This window comes from Mucilaginibacter sp. SG564 (assembly GCF_013149275.1).
Lineage (GTDB): Bacteria > Bacteroidota > Bacteroidia > Sphingobacteriales > Sphingobacteriaceae > Mucilaginibacter.
The window spans coordinates 135,570-156,512 of sequence record NZ_JABGNA010000011.1 but is presented as its reverse complement, the minus strand read 5'-3'; the positions used below and the strand labels follow the sequence as shown (position 1 = coordinate 156,512).

General features: G+C 44.1%; 13 protein-coding genes. 7 read left to right on the top strand and 6 right to left on the bottom strand.

Annotated features, from left to right (window positions below; all coding sequences use genetic code 11):
- The first annotated feature begins 135 nt into the window (after nt 1–135).
- From FHW89_RS23000 to FHW89_RS22990, 3 genes are all read left to right on the top strand, one after another.
- Nucleotides 136–3,651 carry a TonB-dependent receptor gene (locus FHW89_RS23000; protein WP_172337397.1) on the top strand — a complete coding sequence of 1,172 codons (3,516 nt, stop codon included), beginning with the start codon at nt 136–138 and terminating at the stop codon, nt 3,649–3,651.
- A 39-nt stretch (nt 3,652–3,690) separates the two neighbouring features.
- Nucleotides 3,691–5,433 (top strand): RagB/SusD family nutrient uptake outer membrane protein, encoded by a 1,743-nt coding sequence (locus FHW89_RS22995; protein ID WP_172337396.1) that lies wholly within the window; start codon nt 3,691–3,693, stop codon nt 5,431–5,433.
- Nucleotides 5,434–5,577: 144 nt separating this feature from the next.
- Nucleotides 5,578–6,552, top strand: coding sequence for a family 43 glycosylhydrolase (locus FHW89_RS22990; RefSeq protein WP_172337395.1), 975 nt, complete (start codon nt 5,578–5,580; stop codon nt 6,550–6,552).
- 24 nt (nt 6,553–6,576) lie between these two features.
- Here FHW89_RS22990 and FHW89_RS22985 read toward each other — a convergent pair whose 3' ends face one another.
- Nucleotides 6,577–8,568, bottom strand: coding sequence for an HRDC domain-containing protein (locus FHW89_RS22985; protein WP_172337394.1), 1,992 nt, complete (start codon nt 8,566–8,568; stop codon nt 6,577–6,579).
- 85 nt (nt 8,569–8,653) lie between these two features.
- Between FHW89_RS22985 and FHW89_RS22980 the strand changes: the two genes are divergently transcribed.
- A complete protein-coding gene (locus tag FHW89_RS22980) occupies nt 8,654–8,950 on the top strand; it encodes a hypothetical protein (protein WP_172337393.1) in 297 nt (98 codons plus the stop codon).
- Nucleotides 8,947–9,417: a helix-hairpin-helix domain-containing protein gene (locus FHW89_RS22975; RefSeq protein WP_172337392.1), complete on the top strand. Its 471-nt coding sequence runs from the start codon at nt 8,947–8,949 to the stop codon at nt 9,415–9,417. Before FHW89_RS22980 ends, FHW89_RS22975 begins: the two co-directional genes overlap by 4 nt.
- Before the next feature lie 25 nt (nt 9,418–9,442).
- Here FHW89_RS22975 and FHW89_RS22970 read toward each other — a convergent pair whose 3' ends face one another.
- The 4 genes from FHW89_RS22970 to FHW89_RS22955 form a co-directional block, all read right to left on the bottom strand.
- The gene (locus FHW89_RS22970; protein ID WP_172337391.1) at nt 9,443–11,236 is read right to left on the bottom strand and encodes a cytochrome c peroxidase; all 1,794 of its coding nucleotides are present in this window, start codon (nt 11,234–11,236) and stop codon (nt 9,443–9,445) included.
- Nucleotides 11,220–12,566 carry an alkaline phosphatase family protein gene (locus tag FHW89_RS22965; RefSeq protein WP_172337390.1) on the bottom strand — a complete coding sequence of 449 codons (1,347 nt, stop codon included), beginning with the start codon at nt 12,564–12,566 and terminating at the stop codon, nt 11,220–11,222. Before FHW89_RS22965 ends, FHW89_RS22970 begins: the two co-directional genes overlap by 17 nt.
- Before the next feature lie 23 nt (nt 12,567–12,589).
- Nucleotides 12,590–13,387: a polysaccharide deacetylase family protein gene (locus FHW89_RS22960; protein WP_172337389.1), complete on the bottom strand. Its 798-nt coding sequence runs from the start codon at nt 13,385–13,387 to the stop codon at nt 12,590–12,592.
- Between the two features lie 152 nt (nt 13,388–13,539).
- A complete protein-coding gene (locus tag FHW89_RS22955; protein WP_172337388.1) occupies nt 13,540–13,911 on the bottom strand; it encodes a hypothetical protein in 372 nt (123 codons plus the stop codon).
- A 799-nt stretch (nt 13,912–14,710) separates the two neighbouring features.
- Between FHW89_RS22955 and FHW89_RS22950 the strand changes: the two genes are divergently transcribed.
- Both FHW89_RS22950 and FHW89_RS22945 read left to right on the top strand, forming a co-directional pair.
- Nucleotides 14,711–17,839 carry a SusC/RagA family TonB-linked outer membrane protein gene (locus FHW89_RS22950; RefSeq protein ID WP_172337387.1) on the top strand — a complete coding sequence of 1,043 codons (3,129 nt, stop codon included), beginning with the start codon at nt 14,711–14,713 and terminating at the stop codon, nt 17,837–17,839.
- Nucleotides 17,840–17,850: 11 nt separating this feature from the next.
- Complete coding sequence (locus FHW89_RS22945; protein ID WP_216650674.1) at nt 17,851–19,332, top strand: RagB/SusD family nutrient uptake outer membrane protein; 1,482 nt, start codon at nt 17,851–17,853, stop codon at nt 19,330–19,332.
- Between the two features lie 257 nt (nt 19,333–19,589).
- Here the strand turns inward: FHW89_RS22945 and FHW89_RS22940 are convergent, their stop codons facing one another.
- On the bottom strand, nt 19,590–20,789 hold the full coding sequence (locus tag FHW89_RS22940; RefSeq protein ID WP_172337386.1) for a PQQ-dependent sugar dehydrogenase: 1,200 nt from the start codon (nt 20,787–20,789) through the stop codon (nt 19,590–19,592).
- Between the last annotated feature and the right edge of the window lie 154 nt (nt 20,790–20,943).

Genomic DNA, 20,943 nt, shown 5'->3' with positions numbered 1-20,943 from the left:
GACCACCTCAACAAGGGAGTTCAAAAAAAAGCGTACCCCGACGGCAATCGGAATACGCAAACATTTGAGCCAACCCGTTCCCCAAAAGGAAAAAATGCGAAGCTTAATCAGTATTAACCCAAACTCATCAAAAGTATGAATTTAAATGCTTTTTCTATAGCTGGCCGTAAACAGCGGCTGCTTAAAAAAATTCTCCTGGTTATGAAATTGACCACCTTTATTCTGTTCTTAGGATTACTGCAGTGCAGCGCCAGCGCGTTCAGTCAAAAGATCAGCCTTAATGAAACCAATGCGCCCCTTCAAAAAGTATTGAAAAGCATTAACAAGCAAACCGGTTATGTTTTCTTTTACGACTCAAAAGATGTACGCAATAAAAATGTATCCATTAATGTAAAAGATGCCTCGCTTGATGAGGCCTTGAGCGCATGTCTTAAAAATATGCAGCTAACCTATAAACTGGTTAACAAAACTATCCTTTTACAGGAAAAGGAGACAGCACAGGCAAATGAGCCGGCAGCAGCGGTTGTTGCTATCCCGGTGAGCGGTCAGGTTTTTGATGAAAAAAACAATCCATTGCCTGGCGTAACCATAAAGATCAAAGGCGCTAATGGGGCGGCCATTACCGATATCGACGGTAAGTTTAAACTGGATGTGCCGGATAACAAAGCCATCCTGGTGTTCTCCTACATTGGCTTTACAACTGTTGAATTGCCCGTAGGGTCAGCATCTATGGCCGTACACCTGCAACCAGATCTTAGCAAACTAAGCGAGGTTGTCGTAGTAGGTTACGGTACGCAAAAGAAAGTGAACTTAACAGGTTCCATAGCCACAGTAAACAGCGACAAATTAGAGAACCGCCCAATGGTAAACCTGGGCGATGGCTTGCAAGGTCTTGTACCAAACTTAAATGTAAGTCTTGGTGGTGGCCAACCGGGTACAGCTGCAACATTCAACGTACGTGGTGGTACCACGCTTAACCTGTCGTCGCAGGCGGTGAGTACAACTCCATTGGTATTGGTTGATGGTGTTGCCCGTGACCCTAACCTGATTGATCCGAATGATGTGGCCAGCGTAACGGTATTGAAAGATGCTGCATCCGCGTCTATTTACGGCGGCAGGGCAGCCAATGGCGTGATCCTGATCACCACCAAAACAGGCAAAGCCGGGCCAACAAAGGTTAGTTATTCGGGTTCGTACACGATATCAAGACCTACGCGCCTGGTGCAGCAGGTAAACTCCCTGGAGTATATTAAAATGTTTAATGAAGCTAACCGCACGGGTCTAAAAAGCGGGGGGTATTCAACCACACCATTTACCGCGCTCGACTCTACCATGGCTACGGCTTATTTTAATGATCCGGCAAATAATCCTACCGGTTACCCAGATCCGGGCAATCCAAAAAGATACCGTTATGTGGGTAATACCGACTGGACAAAAGTACTATACCCAGGCTGGGCTCCGCAGCAGCAGCACAATGTATCGGTTTCGGGTGGTGAAGGTAAAACTTCGTTTTTGGGTAGCATGGGTTATTTCAGACAGGATGGTTTAGAGAAATCGGCCAACCAGGTTTATCAGCGTTATACCCCTACCATAAAGGTTAACTCTGACGTGGCCAAATGGTTAACGCTGGGTTTAAACATGAGCATGACGCATACCGATAATAACCAACCGGCAGCAACGCGTATAAACCAGGGCGGTGCATGGCTGTATTCCAACATCCCACCGGTAATGCCGGTATATAACCCCGATGGTAACTTTGCCGGTCAGGGTAATTACACCAATCCGCTGGCAGTTAATGCGCTGTCGGGCAGGGATATCGACTCGCAAAATGATTTCTGGACAACAGGCCGCGTGGTGATCAAACCCATCAACCACGTATCTGTAAATGTAGATTACACCTGGAATGCACTGAACGATAACCGCAAAGCCAACCTGATACCATTTAATGAGTATGGGGTTAATGGCGCGTTCCTGGATATTTATCCATGGACAAACCCATCGCAGGTTATCGAAAACAAAACCAACAATAATTACAACGCTTTAAATGCATTTGCCACATATGAAAACACCTTTGGCAAGCATTACGTTAAGGCCCTGGTAGGTTACAACCAGGAATATCAACACTATCAGTTAGGCAGTACGCTGGTTAAAAACCTCATCGATCCTAACCTGCCTGCATCGGGTATCAATAATGACCCTCAGCCGCAGGTGGGTAGCGTAGAGACCGAATATGCCCTGGTAGGTACCTTTTCAAGATTGAACTATATTTATGATAATAAATACCTGGTCGAGATCAATGCCCGGTATGATGGTACATCACGTTTCCAGCCCAATAGCCGCTATTCATTCTCGCCTTCAGCCTCAATAGGTTGGAATGTGGCCGAAGAATCGTTTATGGAAGGCATTAAAGGTACCTTGAATCAGTTAAAAATAAGGGCGTCATACGGTCAGTTGCCCAATCAATTGGTACCGGGTGTAGGTTCAACCGGGCAGATGCTGAATATGCTGGCCAGCTCCGTTGCTTCATCGGCCTATCAATATCCTTATATAGCTGTACAACAAACAGGTTTGGTTAATTACCTGCTGAACGGCCAGCAAGGTGTTATGGTAGCATCGCCGGGCCTGGTAAGCTCATCATTTACCTGGGAAAAGGTACAAACCAAAAATCTGGGTCTGGATTACTCCTTGTTTAATGACAAGCTGAACGGCTCGTTTGATTATTTTGTTACCAATATTAAAGACATATTGGTACCGGGACAGCAATTACCATCAACCCTGGGCGCGCCGGTTCCGCCAAGTAATTCGGCCAATGTAAGCTCACATGGTTGGGAATTTAGTTTGAACTGGAGAGACAAGATCAATGAGTTGAACTATAGTTTAACGCTGGGTCTGTCAAATACTTCCAACACCCGTGTAACCAAGTATAACGGTAACCCAACCAACAGCATCAATGATTTTATACAGGGGCAGGACCTGGGTAATATCTACGGCTATGTGAATGATGGTTTTTATAAAACCGATGCAGAGGCTGCCGCTGTAGATAACTCTGCCCTGGCCGGGTACAAATGGCTTGCCGGCGATATCAAATATAAAGACCTTAACGGCGATGGCAAGATAAACTATGGTAACAATACCCTGGGTAACATGGGCGATAAAAAGCTGATAGGCAACACCACGGCACATTACAAATTCGGGTTTAACCTCAACCTGTCATACAAAAACTTTGATTTTGCCACCTTTATACAAGGAGTATTAAAACAGGATTTTTATCCTAATGAGTATGTGTTCTATGCTTTCAGAGATGATGAATACAGTATCCCATCACAAATGACCACCAATTACTGGACACCTACTAATACCAACGCTTATTATCCGCGTATCAGGTTTAGTGGCGGCGGTAATGAACAGGCTCAGGATAAGTATATCCTGAATGCCGGTTATGCGCGGGTTAAGCAATTAACATTGGGTTATAGCCTGCCAGCCATGATGGTAAAAAATATTAAGCTGCAAAAATTAAGGGTATATGTAACAGGTGCCAACTTATTCACCTTTACCTCGCTCAATAAAAGCTATGATCCGGAAACGGCTACATCTTTTGGCACTTATCCGCTTAACAAATCATTGTCATTTGGTGTGCAGGCTTCGTTTTAATCAAAGCATAATAATTAAATGGGTTTAAAAATTACAACAATGAAAAATAAATATATCCTATATATAGCTTGTGCCGCATTAGGCATGGTTGCTTCCTGTAAACGGGAAAGCTTCCTTAACCGCACACCGAAGAGTGATATCATCCCGGAGAATTTTTTCAAAAATGAAACCGATCTGCAATTGTATTGCAACCAGTATTACCCGGCATTAACCATTCAAAACTTTTTGAAGCTGGACGATAACTCTGACGATAAAGCTAATGCAAGTATCAACGCTCTTTTGGCCGGTACTTACACCGTTCCCAGCACGGCTACGCATAATTATTCGGGCAGTACTACCTTAAATTTTGATTCCAATAATATTGGTGGTACCGTAAATGTTAACCAATCTGGTACCGACTGGGATTTTGCGCTCATCAGGGCTTGCAATTTCTTCCTGGCCAATTATCAAAAAGCCGCCCTGCCCGATGCCACTAAAAACATCTACGTAGGCGAAACCCTGTTTTTCAGGGCCAATGATTTCTGGAAAAAGGTAAAAGCCTTTGGCGATGTGCCCTATGTAAACCGTTATATTGTTGACACCTCCAAATCTGTACTGTACGGCCCAAGGATGCCGCACAAACAGGTAATGGATTCGGTATTAAAAGATATCAACTTTGCGGTAAACAACCTGCCGGTAACACCTGCCGATGGCCGTTTGGGTAAATATGCAGCCCTGGCTTTGAAAGCACGCGTTTGTTTATGGGAAGGCACTTACCGCAAATACTTTGGTGTGGGCGACGAAACCACTTACCTGCAGGCCGCCAGTGACGCCGCCGAGCAGATCATGAACTCGGGCTTGTATAAGCTTTACACCACCGGTAACCCGCAATCAGATTATTATAATTTATTTATACAAGACGAGTTAAAGGGTAATCCTGAAGCGATATTGCCGATGCGCTACCTGCAAAGTATATTGATGAATGGTATCGACCGTTCATTGGGCGAGGCTGGTGATGGCTACAGCAAGGATTTTGTAAACTCTATTTTGTGTTCAGATGGATTGCCAACCTCGCTAAGCCCGTTGTATAAAGGTGATGATACACCCGAAAACGAATCGACCAACCGCGACCCACGTTATAAACAACAGATAGCAACCCGGGGCTTCGATTTCCTGGCCGGCGATCTGATCACCCTGCCCCGTATCGGTACTACAGTAACTTCAACCGGTTATCAGCCAATAAAGGGGCGTTCCAACAGCCTGGCAGCCTGGAACGCCAATGCGTCTGTTTATGATTTCTTTATTTTTCGTTATGCCGAGGTATTGCTGATTGAGGCAGAAGCGAAAGCCGAGCTTGGACTGGCCACGCAAACAGTAATTGACAATACCATCAATAAACTGCGCGATAGGGTGGGTATGCCGCATATGATCATCGCCAACCTGGTTAAAGATCCTAAATCGAATTTTCCAACGCTTCCGGTACTCATTGACGAGATCCGTCGTGAGCGCCGTGTGGAGCTGGGATCGGAAGGTTTCCGTTTTGATGATATCAAAAGGTGGCATGCGGGTACGCTGATCAATAACCCCAACACTATTCTGGGTATGAAACTTACCCCTGCGCTGCGTACGCAATATGCCGCCGAAAATAAGGATGTGACCAACGTAGTTGTTGATGCCAATAACTATATCCGTATCTACCCCGGCACCACCACCCGCAGCTGGAATGATAAAATGTACTTGTTGCCCATCCCAACACAGGAGATTACGCTTAACCCAAACATTAAGCAAAACCCAGGCTGGTAACAGTATCTGAAGTATAGCACATTAAAAAATACACAGGCTTGTTTGATAACCCTTCGGGGCGAATCAACAAGCCTTTTTTATGCAAACTGGAATGGTTTTATTTATTGAAAATTAAGTGTAATTTAAACACTTTTTATTGGAAGAATGATACACAACAAGCCAATTACGTCGCTGACTTTATTTCTACTGTTATTTATTACAGCCTTCAATTGCCCGGCACAAAATAGATTCATTAAAAACCCTATTACAGAAGGATATTATGCCGATCCAACGGTGGTGAAGGATAAGGGGGTATATTATATTTATGCTACCATTGATCCCTGGGGTGCTAGGGAACTTGGGGTTTTAGAAACCCGGGATTTTAAAACGTTTGTGCGCAGGCATATCAACTGGCCTACTAAAGAGGCATGTACAAGTGCAACTTCTGGCGATGCCATGGTATGGGCGCCATCGGTACGGAAGTACAAAGGAAAGTTTTACATGTATGTAGCCGTAGGCAGCGAGATTTGGGCGGGAGTAAGCGATCATCCACTTGGTCCCTGGAAAAACGCGAAGACTGATCATTCGCCCCTGATCACCAAAACCGATTTTCCAAAGGTGCACAATATCGACGCGGATTGTTTTATTGACGATAACGGCGATGTCTACCTGTATTGGGGCTCCGGGTTTAACTGGATAAACGGGCACTGTATGGCCGTTAAACTAAAAAAAGATATGGTAAGTTTTGATGGCGCTCCAAGAGATATCACACCGCCCCATTATTTTGAAGCGCCTCATATGCTAAAGCGAAACGGCATATACTATTTGATGTACTCTTATGGAAAAGCTATCGACGGCACCTACCAGGTCATGTACTCAACAGGTAACACACCTTTTGGGCCATGGACGGAAGGCCCACATGACCCGATACTTTCTACCTCACCAGATAGTACCACTCTGGGGCCAGGGCATCACACTGTTTTTAAAGAAAAAGATCAATATTATATTTTATATCATCGCATCCATCCGCAAAAAGAGCAGTACGTGCTGAGAGAGCTATGTTTAGATAGCCTGAATTTTGATAAAAAAGGCGATATATTAAAAATTAAGCCATCAGGCGTACATTCCTTTATTAAATAAAGATTTTAGATCAATCCCACTGGCTTAAAACAAACTAACCTGTTCGGTTCCGGGGCTTTGTAACTCATGCTGATAGGTACGGATCAAACCGATCAGTTCCGGTCCGTATTGCGTTGCTTTCTGCATCCCAATGCCTTTGATGCTGCTAAGCGCTTTAAGTGTATCCGGTAGTTTTTCTGCTATAGCCAGCATCGTCTTTTCAGAAAGTACCATGTTAGGCATGATGTTTTCCTTGACGGCCATTCTCTCCCGCCACTCCAGTATTTGTTCGTAAAGCTTTTCATTGGGCGGTGCGTTCAAAGCTTTCAGATAGGAGCGGTCATGCGTTTTAACTTTGTCTTTAGTCTGTTCCAGATAGGCGGCCGCTGTAAAAGGAGTCTGCGCGAAGTATTCCATTAGCCGGATACGGTTCATTAACCAAACCATAAGTTGATCAGCCTTTTTAGCTAATTCTTTTGATTGCCCGATGAGGTCTGGCAACAGTTGATGCAAGCTTCCGGTAGCCGCGGTCAGTTTTTCAAGGAAATAAGTGGCGGCCTGTACACTGCGTTCGGTATTGAGCTGTTTGGTGAATTTGGCAGCAACGCTGATAATGTCTTTTTCCAGGTCGGGGAGTAATATCCTGAAGCCCTTGATCCGGGTTTCCAGCGCAGCGAAATTAAATAACTCGCCAAGCAAATACTTTTCATAAAGCACCTGGTCGCGCCGGAATGTGTCTGCATCGGGCGTAGTCAAAGCAGCCTGCTCATTAAAACGGATAACCGCCGGATCGCCAATAATATTATGGGCGCTTATGGGGTTACGTAATACCATGCCCGATAAAGTACGGCAACGACTCAGCGCAACATAGGCCTGCCCCGAAGCAAAAGCCTCACTCACATCAATAATGGCTTTATCAAAAGTTAAGCCCTGGCTTTTATGGATAGTGATAGCCCAGGCCAGTTTTAAGGGGATCTGTGCAAAACTGCCGGAATTGCTTTCACTGATAGCCTCACCGTCTAGTTGATACTTTACATTTGTCCATTCCGCGGCTTCTACCTCAATCTCTTTATCATTAGAGTTGCATTGAACAAATACGGTATTACCCTCAACGCGACTAACGGTACCAATCTTGCCATTATAATACAGCTTTTCGGCCGAACCATCATTTTTTACAAACATAACCTGCGCACCAATCTTGAGTTTAAGCTTAGTTTCGGTAGGGTAGGCATCTTTGGGAAAATCGCCGCGTATGGTGGCTGCAAATTCAAATTCCTGCCCCTGCAGGGCTTCCAGGAATTCGGTATTTACTTGTTGGGCAATGCTGTTGTGGGTAGTCAGGGTAATATAGGGATCATCGGTGGCTGGCCGAAAGTCGGGCACGTAGCGGGCATTCAATAATCTTAAACTTTCCTCGCTGATCTGCTGGTTGCGCACTTCATTCAGGATATCAACAAAGGCTTGTTCTTTTTGGCGATAGATATGGTTCAGTTCGATGCGGACATAAGCGGCCTTTTGCATAGCCAGCGCGCTGAAAAAATAAGGGGTCGCATAGTAACGACTTAATAACATCCATTCATCATCGCGGATGATGGGGCTCAGCTGCGAAAGATCCCCGATCAATAATAGCTGTACGCCACCAAAAGGATGGGGCGATTCTTTAACGTTCCGCAGGATGAGGTCTATCTGGTCGAGCACATCCGGTCGTACCATACTGATCTCGTCAATGATCAGCAATTCCAAATTATCCAGTAACTCCTTTTTTTCCGGGCCGTAATGAACGTCGGGCCGGTCATTTCCACCGGGTAAAAGAGGTCCGAATGGTAGCTGGAACAGGGAATGGATGGTCATCCCACCCGCGTTAATAGCTGCCACACCGGTTGGCGCCGCTACGGCCAGTTTCTTTTTTGAGCTGAGTTTTAAATTTTGCAGAAAAGTGGTTTTACCGGTGCCCGCCTTACCTGTAAGGAAAACAACCGTATTGGTTAATTCCAGGTAATCGGCGGCCAGTTGCATCGCGGGGTTAAGTTCAGTCATTCGTTTACAATAATAACATTAGCTTCTGATATATTAAATCATAGATGGTAAAGTTAATACTAAAAATATTAGTATTTTATTATCTTTGAAAAAATTAGAACCGTTAAAAATGATCACGCACAGCTATCTGACCAGGGAGGCTAAAGCTTTTGTAAAGCGTATCAATGGCCCCGACGAAATTATACGGGTAGTGCCAGACCAGCCGCCCGGCAAAGTAGCCCAATGCTACCAGCTGTATACTGCTTTTGAAGAAAGGCCCGACAATCTGGGTCGCATTTTATTTGATAAGCAGGGGTATTGGATATATGACGGCGACTTGTTAACCGTTGAGGAGCAGGAACAACTGGCCAATTTTATCATCAATTATATAGAAAGGTTATGAAAAAAACGATTAACTATAAATTGACTCTGGCAGAAAAGCAATTACTTAAAGCTAAAAAGATAAGCCAAAAGCTATTGCAGGATTATGCGACGGATGAGATTGTCACCTTGTTGGAAGCTTCGCCTCAACGCGCCAGGGAATTAAGTGCGCTTGCAGAATTTCAAAGCATACCCTCGCTGGGTATTAACTTTGCCGAAGAGCTCATCAGCCAGGGATATTATGCACTGGAGCAACTCAAAGGGAGATCGGCTGTAGAACTTTTTGATGCCTTTGAACAGCATTGCGGTACCTGGGCCGATCCTTGTGTGGAAGATTCTTATCGTTTGCTGGTGCATTATATCGAAAACCGCGACGGCAGTAAACGCTGGTGGGATTTTACCGCTGAACGAAAAGCTTACCGCGAAAAACATGGATTCCCCGCAAACCGCCCGCAGAAACCCTGGTACCAGGGTGGAAAGAATATATGATAAATTTACTACATCTGGATTAAGCTTATTGGTGGTTACTCAGTGCTTTTATGAAGGCAATCAGGTCCTTTTTTTCTTTTGAGGTAAGCTGTAAATGATCCGGAGAGAGTGTTTGGTTTGGGATCTTTAAACCCATGCCCGCACCGCCGCCCTGGTCATAAAAATCAATTACATCCTCAAGCGTTTTGTAGGCACCGTTGTGCATGTATGGCGCGGTTTCGGTTGTGTTGCGAACCGTAGTAACCTTAAAGGCGTACCGGTTAAATTCCATTGGCTGTATGTTGAACAGCCCACGGTCAGGGTCGATGATTTTGCTTGTTTTGGTTTTGGGCACGCCGATAACCTCAGCATCCATCTGCATATATCTTGGTGGGAGGGTACCGTTAAATAAGGGCAGGTAATGACAGGTAGAACAGCGGGCTTTCCCCATAAACAGGTTAAATCCATTGATCTCCGTTTGATCAAGCATTTTCTGATTACCGCGCATATATTCATCAAAACGGCTGTTCAAAGCGGTGAGGCTGCGGATATAGCTGGCCAGCGCGTTCATAATTTCAGCGGTATCAATAGCAGTTCTGCTTTTAACCGGGAAAGCATTGGTAAATAAATCGCGATAGGTTTTATCCCGCCAGATATTCCGACTTAAAAGCTGGATGTCGCCATGCATTTCGTCGCGGTTATTGATCACATCCTTCACCTGAGCCTCAAGTGAGGCAGCACGCAGGTCATAAAACTGTGCCGGCTGCAGCGCGGCGTTAATGAGCGTTGGTGTGTTCCTCAAGATTGTTTTTTTACCGCTGATATCCAGATTTTTAGCTAGCCAATCCGTAAATGCTTTATCTGGTTGATGGCAGGAGGCGCAGCTCCGGGTCATGGTGCCCGAGAGCCGGGTATCAAAGAACAGCTTTTTGCCTAACGCGATTTTTTGTTCAGTTGCCGAGTCTTCAGGCGCATTGATATAGGCGTTGCGATTAAAAGCATTGCTGTTAAATAAGGTTGCCGCATCCTGGTTCAGCAGGCGGTTATAGCGGATATCTGGCAGCTTTAGTTGTTGATGTAAAGAAGTAAGTTCCCGAGTCAAAGGATTTGCATAAGCGGTAAGAAATGCTGCCCGGTCAAAACGATCAAAAGTCACCGGGTTGGTAAGATAGCGGATTGCCCGTGTAAAACATCCCTGCAAACGGCTATCATCTTCCTGCACATAATGCAGAGTGACTTCTTGGGCACTGTTCAGGGCAGCGGCCGATTCCTTAAAACATTGCCGGGCAAAGGGATCATCAAAATCATTCAACCCTAATGCTTCCACCCGGAAAACTTCCAGCTTTATAGCATCCATAATCTGCCAGTCCTGCAAATGAGCATGTATAAAGTAGTGCCGGTACTCATCGGCATTAACCATAAGCTTGGCCAGCAATATAGTTAGCTGCTTTTGGCTGGAAACGCTGGGTCGCGTGAACAGCAACTGCTCTATTAGCTGCAAACCTTCGGGTAGAATAATTTGGCCGTTGAGCTCTGTTTCGGGCACGGGTGGTCCATTAACCTGCCTTGAGGTTAAGGGGGAAAAATATTCTGCCGCCCATTCCAACCGTTTATAGGCCAGGCGTGCTTCCCTTAAACGCTGTTGCCGGGCAAGACTATTGCCGGACCTGACTACTGTAGTTTGCAGCCGGCGTACTGTTGTTAAAAAGCTATCAGCCTGTGTGACCAGCTTTTTGCGGATAAGCTCAGCTGTAGTATCCGGAGGGTTATGAAAAGCCAGCAGGCCGCATCCCATAATGAATAGCAGGCCTGCTGTGATAACTTTAAAAGTTGAACGCATGACTTAACGGATCGGCATGCTGATCGCGGCTGGTAAGCGGCTTTAGTCCCCATCGTTTTTCAATAAAAGCCAGAACACTCACTGTTTCATAAGGCGTATGATCTACATAGCCCTTTTTGGCAAAAGGCGAAATGATCAATGCTGGGATGCGTGAGCCAGGGCCCCATCTGTCGATCACCGGAGGAGCCACGTGATCCCAGAATCCGCCATTCTCATCGTAAGTTAAAATGATCACCGTGTTTTTGGCATTGGGCCCATTAAGTACCGCGTTGATCAATTCTACCGCGTGGCTTTCACCACCCTTAACAGTTGATTCGCCTGGGTGCTCATTTTCCAACCCGATTGGTTTTACAAAGGATACCACCGGTAGGGTACCTTTTTTAGCTGCTGCTATAAATTCGGTTTCATCCCTCAAATGTTTTTTTCTTGCCGCTGTGCCTACCGCGTACCGGGTAAAATAGGCAAAGGGCTGGTGGTGGTAAGTGAATGTAGGATCGGGTTTTCCGGCTACGGCATTATCCCATCCCCCGGAATACCAGGCCCAGGAAATACCTTTGTCTGATAATCGGTCGCCAATAGTAGGCCCGTTCTGGTTGGGTACCAAATATGCCGGGTTAGACCCTTTGGGATGAAGATTTACCGAATTGGCCGTGTTAACCGCATAGCCATCGGGCGTCACTATGCCATCCTTAATCAGTTTACCTGATTTATCCAACTGGGCCGTAATATCCTCCGGAGCATGTGTAAATACCGGCGAAGCAGCCGCGATAAGCCACTGATGATTGAGGAAAGATCCGCCGAAGGCACTGTGGAAGAAATGATCGCAAAGCGTATATTTTTTTGCCAGATCATATAGTGGCAGATCTGCTGTGTTATAATAGCCCATCGTAAGACCTTTGGTATTATTATACTGCGCAAACTTATCCATTTTACCGCCATTGATCTGCATTTGTTCGTGGTAAAAAGCATGGGTTACATCGGGGGTAACCTGGTCTGAGGCTACATACTGATCGATATTAAAATAAGTATTGGGCAGGTTTGTAGGGAAAGCGCTGCTGCGTGGTATAGGCGGTAGTGCCGGATAAGGCTTGTTATCTGCATCTAATTGAATGATGTTTTCCTGTTTAGCCTCTGCTAAACCATCTGCCCCCTTAAATTGTCCGTATAGGTTGTCAAAACTATGGTTCTCCATATAAATAACAACCACATGCTGCACCTTTTTAATACCTGGTGCTTCAGGATGACGATAAGCCGAAACGCCGAAGAAGGTGACAACTGCCAAAGCCGCCGGGATAAATAGGTATTTGTTATTTGGGAATATCTTTTTCATGATTTGTAAATAATGTATTGATTTTAAAGTTTTTGTGCTTTTAAAGGGATGCGTTTATTGACGTAATCCATGGCATTCTGGAAAGTAGTGATCCATGTTTCTTTTTGTTGTGTTTGAAGGTACCGTATCAGTTGCCGGTGGGCTTCAGCTGTGATGGTGATATAATCGCCGCCTACGCCATGGATCATCAGGATACCTAATCCGCCGCTTCGTTGTACCTTTTTTACAAAAGCGATTAATTGCGCGCCGCTCTCGCCACCTTCCAGTCCATAGGATGGCACCCGGAAGGGATCCAATCGTTTAAAGTCGGTAATAAAGGCTGTGGAATCGCCTCCGGCCCGGGCATATTTAACCAAAGTATACTTTCTCAAAGAATCTACATAGTCCTTTCCGCCCAAAGTAGTTTCGGCACAGGGGTAGGCGAATGTCCTTTTGGTTTTTCCGTCTACAGCATATAAAAAGCGGTCCATAACCTCAATCTCGCGAATGATCTGGTAAGCGGTATAATGATCTGATGGCACCGGATTATCATCGGTGCCGGCACATGGGTGAAAAACGGTATGATTTCCCAGTTCAAAGCCATTTTTACTCAGGTTTCGCCATTGGGGTATCGATAAGCTGTCAATATCACTGGTGAGGAAAAATGTGGCTGTTAAACCTGCTGTTTTGAGTTGCGGTACAGCAAATTTTAATTGCGAAGGCAGGGCATCATCATAAGTGAGAATTATAGCCGACTTTTTACCGCCGGGCCATTTGATCTGTTCCTGTGCCCGTACCATGAGGCTTCCGGTCAACAAAAAAATAAAGAAAATAATTTTCATATAGTACAGAAAGTTAAAATAGTTTAACAACGATAGCATAAAAGCAATACAGGCTCAATAATGCTCATTGTTTAGGCTCTTCGCGCTTACCCGACCAGTTAATTTACCTGGCGAATAAACGAATACTGGCTAAGTTAAATTTTAGTGATCATTCAGATCCGCAGACAGGATAAAAGACCATATCGCTGATTTCCATACCGGTTGCCTAATATGACGGATGTTAAGCCGGTGAAGATCACCAGGTAAAAGCCGGAAACTGGCAGTGCGTTTTTTACTTGAAAAAAAGATAAGGGATTTACAGGAATCCGGAAGCTGAACTTTTTGTGGTGGGTTTCGGCTGCAGCAATTTCCCTGTATTCATAATGCTCTTCCTTTTTCTTGATAAGGCGCTGAAGCAAACTGGTTTTAACAGGGTTTTTATCCTTAATGCTGTGCCCGGTTAGGTGGTAGACCAGGTAGGGCCGGATCAGGAGCATGAGCACCGATAGACTGAAGAATATGATATTTATCGATTTTCTGCTCATTTAAATAGCTATCGTCAAGGAGTACAATATTAAGGTATGTTGCTGAAAAAACAAATTGTATTGATATAACAATGAGAATTGGCAGCGCATCTGCAGGTAGCTAAAAGTAGCGGAGGTTAATTTAATAATGTATACTATGTATATAGATTTAGTAGATTTTTATATATTTACAGATATGTTTGTTCTTGCCATTTGATTTTATAATTCGGAGAAGAATAAGATAGCTGAACTGGTAAGTTACGCGCTGTATAACTGTTCTTGCTAAATTATATAATTTATTCAACGTATTTTTTGACTTAAATTAAATTACATATAATTTTTATTGTGATAATGGATAAATTTTTCATTTATATATGATTTTAGTATAAAAATTACTAATTTATGCATTGATTTTTAATGAATTTTTATTTTGATATAAAAATTGTGATTTATATTTAATCATACTGGTTTAATTTTAGTCTTAAATTTGGTATGGCGTAATATTTTGTATGATATGTTACCATAATTTAATCATAACACATCTTTTTAATACTATTATCTATGATGCCTTGTCTTTTACAATCCCCGCAATCTTCTGCTATCTGCCACAGCTATACCTCCTATAAAAAAATAGCTCATCGCCGGTGTTGTTATATCTAACTCCACGGATACGTTTCTAAAGATCTTTAATTCACTTATTATCAATCCCATAAATCCCTATACTATGAGATAATTAATTAGCCAGATTCAAATCTGATCAGATCAGCCTTGTTTCAATTCCCGAAACATTTTAACTATTAACTATTAACGACAATTAACGATGAACAAAAGAATACTATACTTAGTATGGGTTATGGCATTGGTATGCACCCAAGCGTACGCGCAAACCCGTAAGATCACCGGCACGGTTAAGGATGCCGGCGATGGCTCCGCGCTACCGGGCGTTTCAGTTTCCATAAAAGGTACTTCCATCGGTACCCAAACTGATGGAAACGGTAATTTTAGCATTAACGTTCCTGCTGGGAAACAAATCCTCACCCTTAATTTTATAGGTTACACTTCACAAACGGTTGCCATAACTTCAAATAAGCTTAACGTGGCTTTAGTGGCAACAGCCAGTCAGCTTTCTGAAGTGGTCATATCAGGCTATTCCAAAATAAGCAAGAAGGATTATACAGGCTCTGCCGTTAAAGTTACTGCTGCACAAATTGCCGATAAACCGGTTCAAAGTTTTGATCAGGCTTTGGCGGGGCAGGCAGCGGGGGTAAATATTATACAGCCAAACGGTGTATTAAACAATCCGCCGGTTTTCAGGATCAGGGGTTTTAACTCTATATCTTTAAGTTCCTATCCTTTAATCATTATTGATAACGTACCTGTTTTTACCAGCACCAATACGGTGGCCAATAGTGCCTCCAGCAACCCGCTGGGTGATATTAATCCTAATGATATCGAATCGGTTTTTGTTCTGAAAGATGCTTCGGCCACAGCTATTTATGGATCAAGGGCCGCTAACGGTGTGGTGGTTATCACAACAAAAAAAGGAAAATTAGGCAAAACACAGGTTAATTATGATGGTTGGGTGGGTATAAACAAGGCTTTTAACCTGCCTAAATTACTTAATGCCGATCAATACGTTGAATTGAAGAACGAAGCCCGCGCCAATGCCGGCCTGGCTCCGGGCTTCGCTATTCAAAAAGATGCTGATGGCAACGAAATTAATACGGATTGGTATAAGGTTGTTTATCAAACAGGCTTATCGCACAATCATAACCTTAATTTTTCTGGGGCTACAGAAAAAACCTCTTATTTCGTATCTACAGGCTACAGCAACCAGGAGAGTTTTATCAAAACCAATTCGTTTGAACGGAAGATATTCAGGGGCAACCTGGATCATCATTTGTCGAAATCCATTACTATAGGAACCAATTTTAGCTATAGTAACTCCTTAGGTAAAGGCCCAAACAGCGGTTCATTACCCGGACAGGCTTATAATACCGGTGGATTGGCCCGTTTGCCTTTGGTGCTAAACCCAAATGTGGCTCCGCGCAACCCGGATGGCTCTTATAACATCACCAGCACAGGAACCTTGGGCTTGGGCGCCAATACCATTGCTAATAATTACCCCAACGCGCTGGTATTGCTTGATCTGGATAAGTATACCTCGGGTAATACCAACGTAATTGGCGATTTATATGGTGAATGGGAATTAGTAAAGGGCCTGAAATTTAGAACCCAGTACAGCATTAACAAACTTAATATTGCCAATACCACTTTTCAAAACCCGATAGCTGGTGACGGCCAAAGTTCAAACGGCTTGGCGTTAAATACCTTCCAGGAGTATAATCGCAGAGATTTGACCAATAAGCTGGAGTACATTGTGGATTTAGGAAAAAATAACATTGATACTTATATAGGTTATGAAGAGTATCATACCACCAACGTAGGTACCGGTACACAGCGAACAAATTTAGCCGATTCATATTTTAATAATTTTCAAGGAAATTTTTTGAATGTATTGAGCGACGCCACCACGGGGAATTTTCAATCTGAAAATGGCTTTAGGTCTTATTTTGCAAATCTTAATTATAGCTATGACAAAAAATATCTGTTAAGCGGAAGTTTCAGACGTGATGGTTTTTCCGGATTATCGGCCAATAACAAGTATGGTAATTTTGGCGGAGGTTCTGTTGGTTGGAATATAGCCGAAGAGGACTTTTTTAAACAATCGCGCCTGGGCAGCATCTTCGAGGACCTTAAACTTAAAGGCAGTTATGGTGTAGTAGGTAACGTTGGCGTGGGCGATTTTGCATCTTTATCCTTATATAATTCGGGCTTGTACGGCAGCGCCGGAACGGTTTATTTTAACCAGGCAGGTAACTCTAATCTGAAATGGGAAACCAGTAAAAAAACAGATATAGGTATCAGCTTTGGCTTGTTTAAAGGACGCATACAGGCAGAGCTTGATTATTATAACAACAGTATCAATAACCTGATCCTGAATGCACCGCAATCGCCGTCGCGGGGTATACCTGGTAATACTATTGCAGCCAACGTAGGCTCGATGTACAATCGTGGGTTTGAATTGAATTTCACCTCCAGAAACATAGTCAAAAACAACTTCAGCTGGACTACGAACTTTAACATCAGCACACTTAGCAATAAAGTTACCGCTTTGGCGCAGGGCAATTCAGATATCTATGGCGTAACCTCGGGCCTGGAAACGGCGAGCGTTACCCGTGTGGGCTATACACTGGGTTCAATTTTTGTGGTGCCGGTTGATGGGGTAAACCCAGCTAATGGTCAGCGCATCTTCATTAACCGATTTGGTCAGAAAGTGCAGTATAACCAGGTGGGTACGCCATCAAAATGGACCTATCTTGATGGTACAGTAGCCCCGGCCATTGATGGTACGCTGGATGGCCGCATAGCAGGAAGAGCCATCCCAACCTATTATGGCGGTTTAAACAACACTTTTACTTATAAGAGTTTTGATTTAAACATTGGTATTACCTTTTCGGGAGGTAATAAAATATACAACGGAACACAGGCCACCCTCCGCGACCAGCGGTTCTGGAACAATGAAACCGGTATTTTAAGACGCTGGACTACACCTGGCCAGGTTACCGACATTCCTAAAGTGGTGTATGGTGATAACTACTCTAACGGATCGGCCATACCAAACTCTTCCAATGTGCAGAACGGATCCTACGCAAAACTTAAAAACGTTGCCCTGGGATATAAGCTACCCACAAGGTTGGTTAACCGCGCTGGCATTTCTTCTTTGAGGGTATACGTACAGGCTACCAATCTGGCGGTGGTTACTGGTTACAAAGGTTCTGATCCCGAAGTATCATCCAACGGTAACTCAAACCTGGCACCCGGTATCGACCGCAATACAGTGCCTTCCAGCAGGATATTTACATTCGGTTTAAATGTGGGATTTTAATTTTTACGATCATGATAACAATAAAGAAATATAAATATACCGTCAATGCCGCAGTACTGGCATTGACCATGGTGATGGGCAATTCCTGCAAAAAGGATCTATTAACGCCATCGCCAACCACAAGTATCATTGATTCTAAAGCATTTGATACACCGGCCAGGATTTTAAGCCAGGTGAACGGCTTATATTCGGGTGTTAAAAGCGGGCAGTTTTACGGAGGCCGCTATGTGATCTATAACGAGATAAGAGGGGAGGAGTTTATCGTAAATAAACCCAATGGCGTTACCGGTTTAGATACATGGAATCAAAATGTAAACTCCAATACCAACGAGGTGGTTAATCTCTGGAGTGCAGGCTACACAGCTATTAACCGGGTTAATGTTTTCCTGGTAGGGCTTAATGCTAACCTGTCAAAAGTTGATGCGGCAACTGCTAACCAATATATTGGCGAGGCCGAGTTTTTAAGAGCACTATCTTATTTTGCGTTAGTGCAAACCTATGCTAAGCCTTACGTTTTTGACGGAGGGGCAAGTCCTGGTTTGCCGCTGCGCCTGTTGGCAGAAACAGATTTGACCGGTGCAGGGAAAAATGATCTGGCCAGGAGTACAGTTGCACAAGTATACACGCAAATATTAAAAGACCTGGACGATGCGGAAACCAAACTGCCAGCAACTCAAGCGACTGCTACCGGTGCAACACGGGCGTTTAAAAATACGGCCATAGCTTTAAAAGCAAGGGTGTATTTGGCACAAGCAAATTATGCTAAAGTGCTCACAGAAACCGCTAAACTGATCAGCACGACCGCTCCATATCAATCTCCAACTGGTGGCAGCAAATTGGAAAGTAGCATCGTAACTGTTTTTAATGGCTCATATACAGGGGCTGAGGGTTTATTGTTTTTGCCATTTAGCACCAGCGATGCCCCAGGTACGCAAAATCAACTGGCCTATTACTTTACTTCGAGCCCAGGTAACGGCGAGTATTACTTAAACACAGCCGGTATATATGCCAATGCCGCATTAAGTGGAGCTGCCTCTACCGACGCACGCAAAGGATTTATTACCAAAGTGGGCACGGTTAATTACCTGACCAAATACAAAACGCCGTCTCCCTTTACAGATTATGTACCTGTATTAAGATATAGCGAGGTGTTATTGAATGCGGCAGAGGCTTATGCCAGGACAGGCGATCTGGCCAACGCAAGTGCTCTATTGAATGCAGTAAGGCATCGCTCTGATCCTGCTTTTACTTTCGATCCGGCGGATATCGGTTTACAGGCCAATTTGATCAGTACGATACTGACCGAACGTAGGATAGAGCTGTTAGGAGAGGGTTTCAGACTTACCGATCTGTTCCGTACCGGGCAGGCGCTTCCTGCCAAATCGGGGCCGCAGGGTAGTTCACCTGCCGTTGCCGTAACGGCATCTAATTACATCTGGCCCATATCTGGCGTAGAACTTCAGACCAACAAACTGATGCAGCCTAATCCTTAATAAAAGGAAGAACCAACAAAAAACGGCCGGTCATTTGATCGGCCGTTTTTTGTTGGTCGGTATTTGACCGCAGTGTAATTGAATGAGGGCTATGGCGTAACCACAACGTTATAGTAGTTGTTTTGTCGGGTTGAAATTTTACTTTTATTATAAATGAGGATATATTTAAAAAAACAATTTAAACTATTTTACAACAGGTACGGAAGACTATTGACAGCATCGATATCCTGCAATTGAAAAGCGGAAGCGAAGACGCCTTATTGCTTAGCTATCTTATATAATTTACCTGCGTCGGTCGCGGCGTAAATGGCACCATCCTTACCGGTAGCCATGCAGCGCCAGCGCTCATTTTTATCAGCCAGTAAACGTTCTTCACCTACAACTTTGTTGTCTTTAATTACCAGGCGAATGATGTGTTGTCCGCTCAGTCCGCCTACAAATAAGTTGTTTTTCCACTCGGCAATATTGCCGGTATAAAACATCATGCAGCCAGGCGAAATAACCGGGTCCCAGTAATAAACTGGTTGTATGGTGCCCTTTTTTTGCTGAATGCCATCATATACTTTTTGTCCGCTATATTCTATACCATAAGTAACGTACGGCCATCCATAATTACCACCTGGTTTAATCAGGTTGATCTCGTCGCCACCGCGAGGGCCAAACTCAGCCTCCCAAAGGTCGCCGGTAACAGGGTTTATAGAAAAGCCATCAGGATTACGAAAACCCAGAGCATATATTTCGGGTTTAGCGCCGGCTTTACCAATAAATGGGTTATCGGCAACGGGTTTACCGTCTTTAGTAATGTGGATGACCTTACCGGTAGTTGCGCTTAGGTCTTGGGCTTTCACACGTATATCATCAGCCATTCGGTCGCCGGTACTTACAAAAATATTTCCTTTTTTATCAAATAAAAGACGAGAGCCAAACTGACCGGCCCCCTTGTAACGTGGGGTGGCTTCAAATATCACACGGACGTTTTCGAGTTTGGTTTCATCAGCCGATAATTTACCCTTGGCTACTGCCAGCGTGGCTCCGTCGCCGGGCTGGGCATAGGTCCAGTAAATCATCCGGTTTTTGATAAAATCCGGATCGATGTTTACATCCAGTAAACCGCCCTGACCAGCAAATTGTACCTCGGGGAAACCGGTAATGGTTTTATCAATTTTACCGTCGGTTTTTACTATTTGCATAGTTCCGGGTTTACTGCTGATCAGCAGGCGGCCGTCGGGTAAAACATGAATACCCCATGGACCTTTCAACTCGGTGCTGATCACTGTGGCCGTATAGGGAGTTTTAGTTTTAACGCTTCCAATGCGCGTTTGTCCGGCAAAGGCCGGTTTATAATTGCTATTGGCTTTGTTTTTTTCTACTGGCTCACCGGTTTGCCCCATACAGGCTGTAGTTAGTGATAAAAGACTGGCGCCTAAGACTAACGATGTATAAAATTTTGAAAACATAACTATCGAGTGGGTTAATGTCAGGTAAGCTACAATATTATTAGCTATATGTTTAATTACAACATGTTTTTTACATTGATAAGTCCGATCAAGTGCCATTTTTCTATTAGTAGGAATTTTATATGTTTGTGTAGCCCCTTTGTTCCAGGTAAAC

Excerpts from the sequence above, each read along its gene's own strand:
- FHW89_RS22975 (WP_172337392.1), top strand. The coding sequence starts at position 8,947 with ATGAAAAAAACGATTAACTATAAATTGACTCTGGCAGAAAAGCAATTA.
- FHW89_RS22985 (WP_172337394.1), bottom strand. The coding sequence starts at position 8,568 with ATGACTGAACTTAACCCCGCGATGCAACTGGCCGCCGATTACCTGGAA.
- FHW89_RS22955 (WP_172337388.1), bottom strand. The coding sequence starts at position 13,911 with ATGAGCAGAAAATCGATAAATATCATATTCTTCAGTCTATCGGTGCTC.
- FHW89_RS22960 (WP_172337389.1), bottom strand. The coding sequence starts at position 13,387 with ATGAAAATTATTTTCTTTATTTTTTTGTTGACCGGAAGCCTCATGGTA.
- FHW89_RS22965 (WP_172337390.1), bottom strand. The coding sequence starts at position 12,566 with ATGAAAAAGATATTCCCAAATAACAAATACCTATTTATCCCGGCGGCT.
- FHW89_RS22950 (WP_172337387.1), top strand. The coding sequence starts at position 14,711 with ATGAACAAAAGAATACTATACTTAGTATGGGTTATGGCATTGGTATGC.
- FHW89_RS22945 (WP_216650674.1), top strand. The coding sequence starts at position 17,851 with ATGATAACAATAAAGAAATATAAATATACCGTCAATGCCGCAGTACTG.
- FHW89_RS22940 (WP_172337386.1), bottom strand. The coding sequence starts at position 20,789 with ATGTTTTCAAAATTTTATACATCGTTAGTCTTAGGCGCCAGTCTTTTA.
- FHW89_RS22970 (WP_172337391.1), bottom strand. The coding sequence starts at position 11,236 with ATGCGTTCAACTTTTAAAGTTATCACAGCAGGCCTGCTATTCATTATG.
- FHW89_RS23000 (WP_172337397.1), top strand. The coding sequence starts at position 136 with ATGAATTTAAATGCTTTTTCTATAGCTGGCCGTAAACAGCGGCTGCTT.
- FHW89_RS22995 (WP_172337396.1), top strand. The coding sequence starts at position 3,691 with ATGAAAAATAAATATATCCTATATATAGCTTGTGCCGCATTAGGCATG.
- FHW89_RS22990 (WP_172337395.1), top strand. The coding sequence starts at position 5,578 with ATGATACACAACAAGCCAATTACGTCGCTGACTTTATTTCTACTGTTA.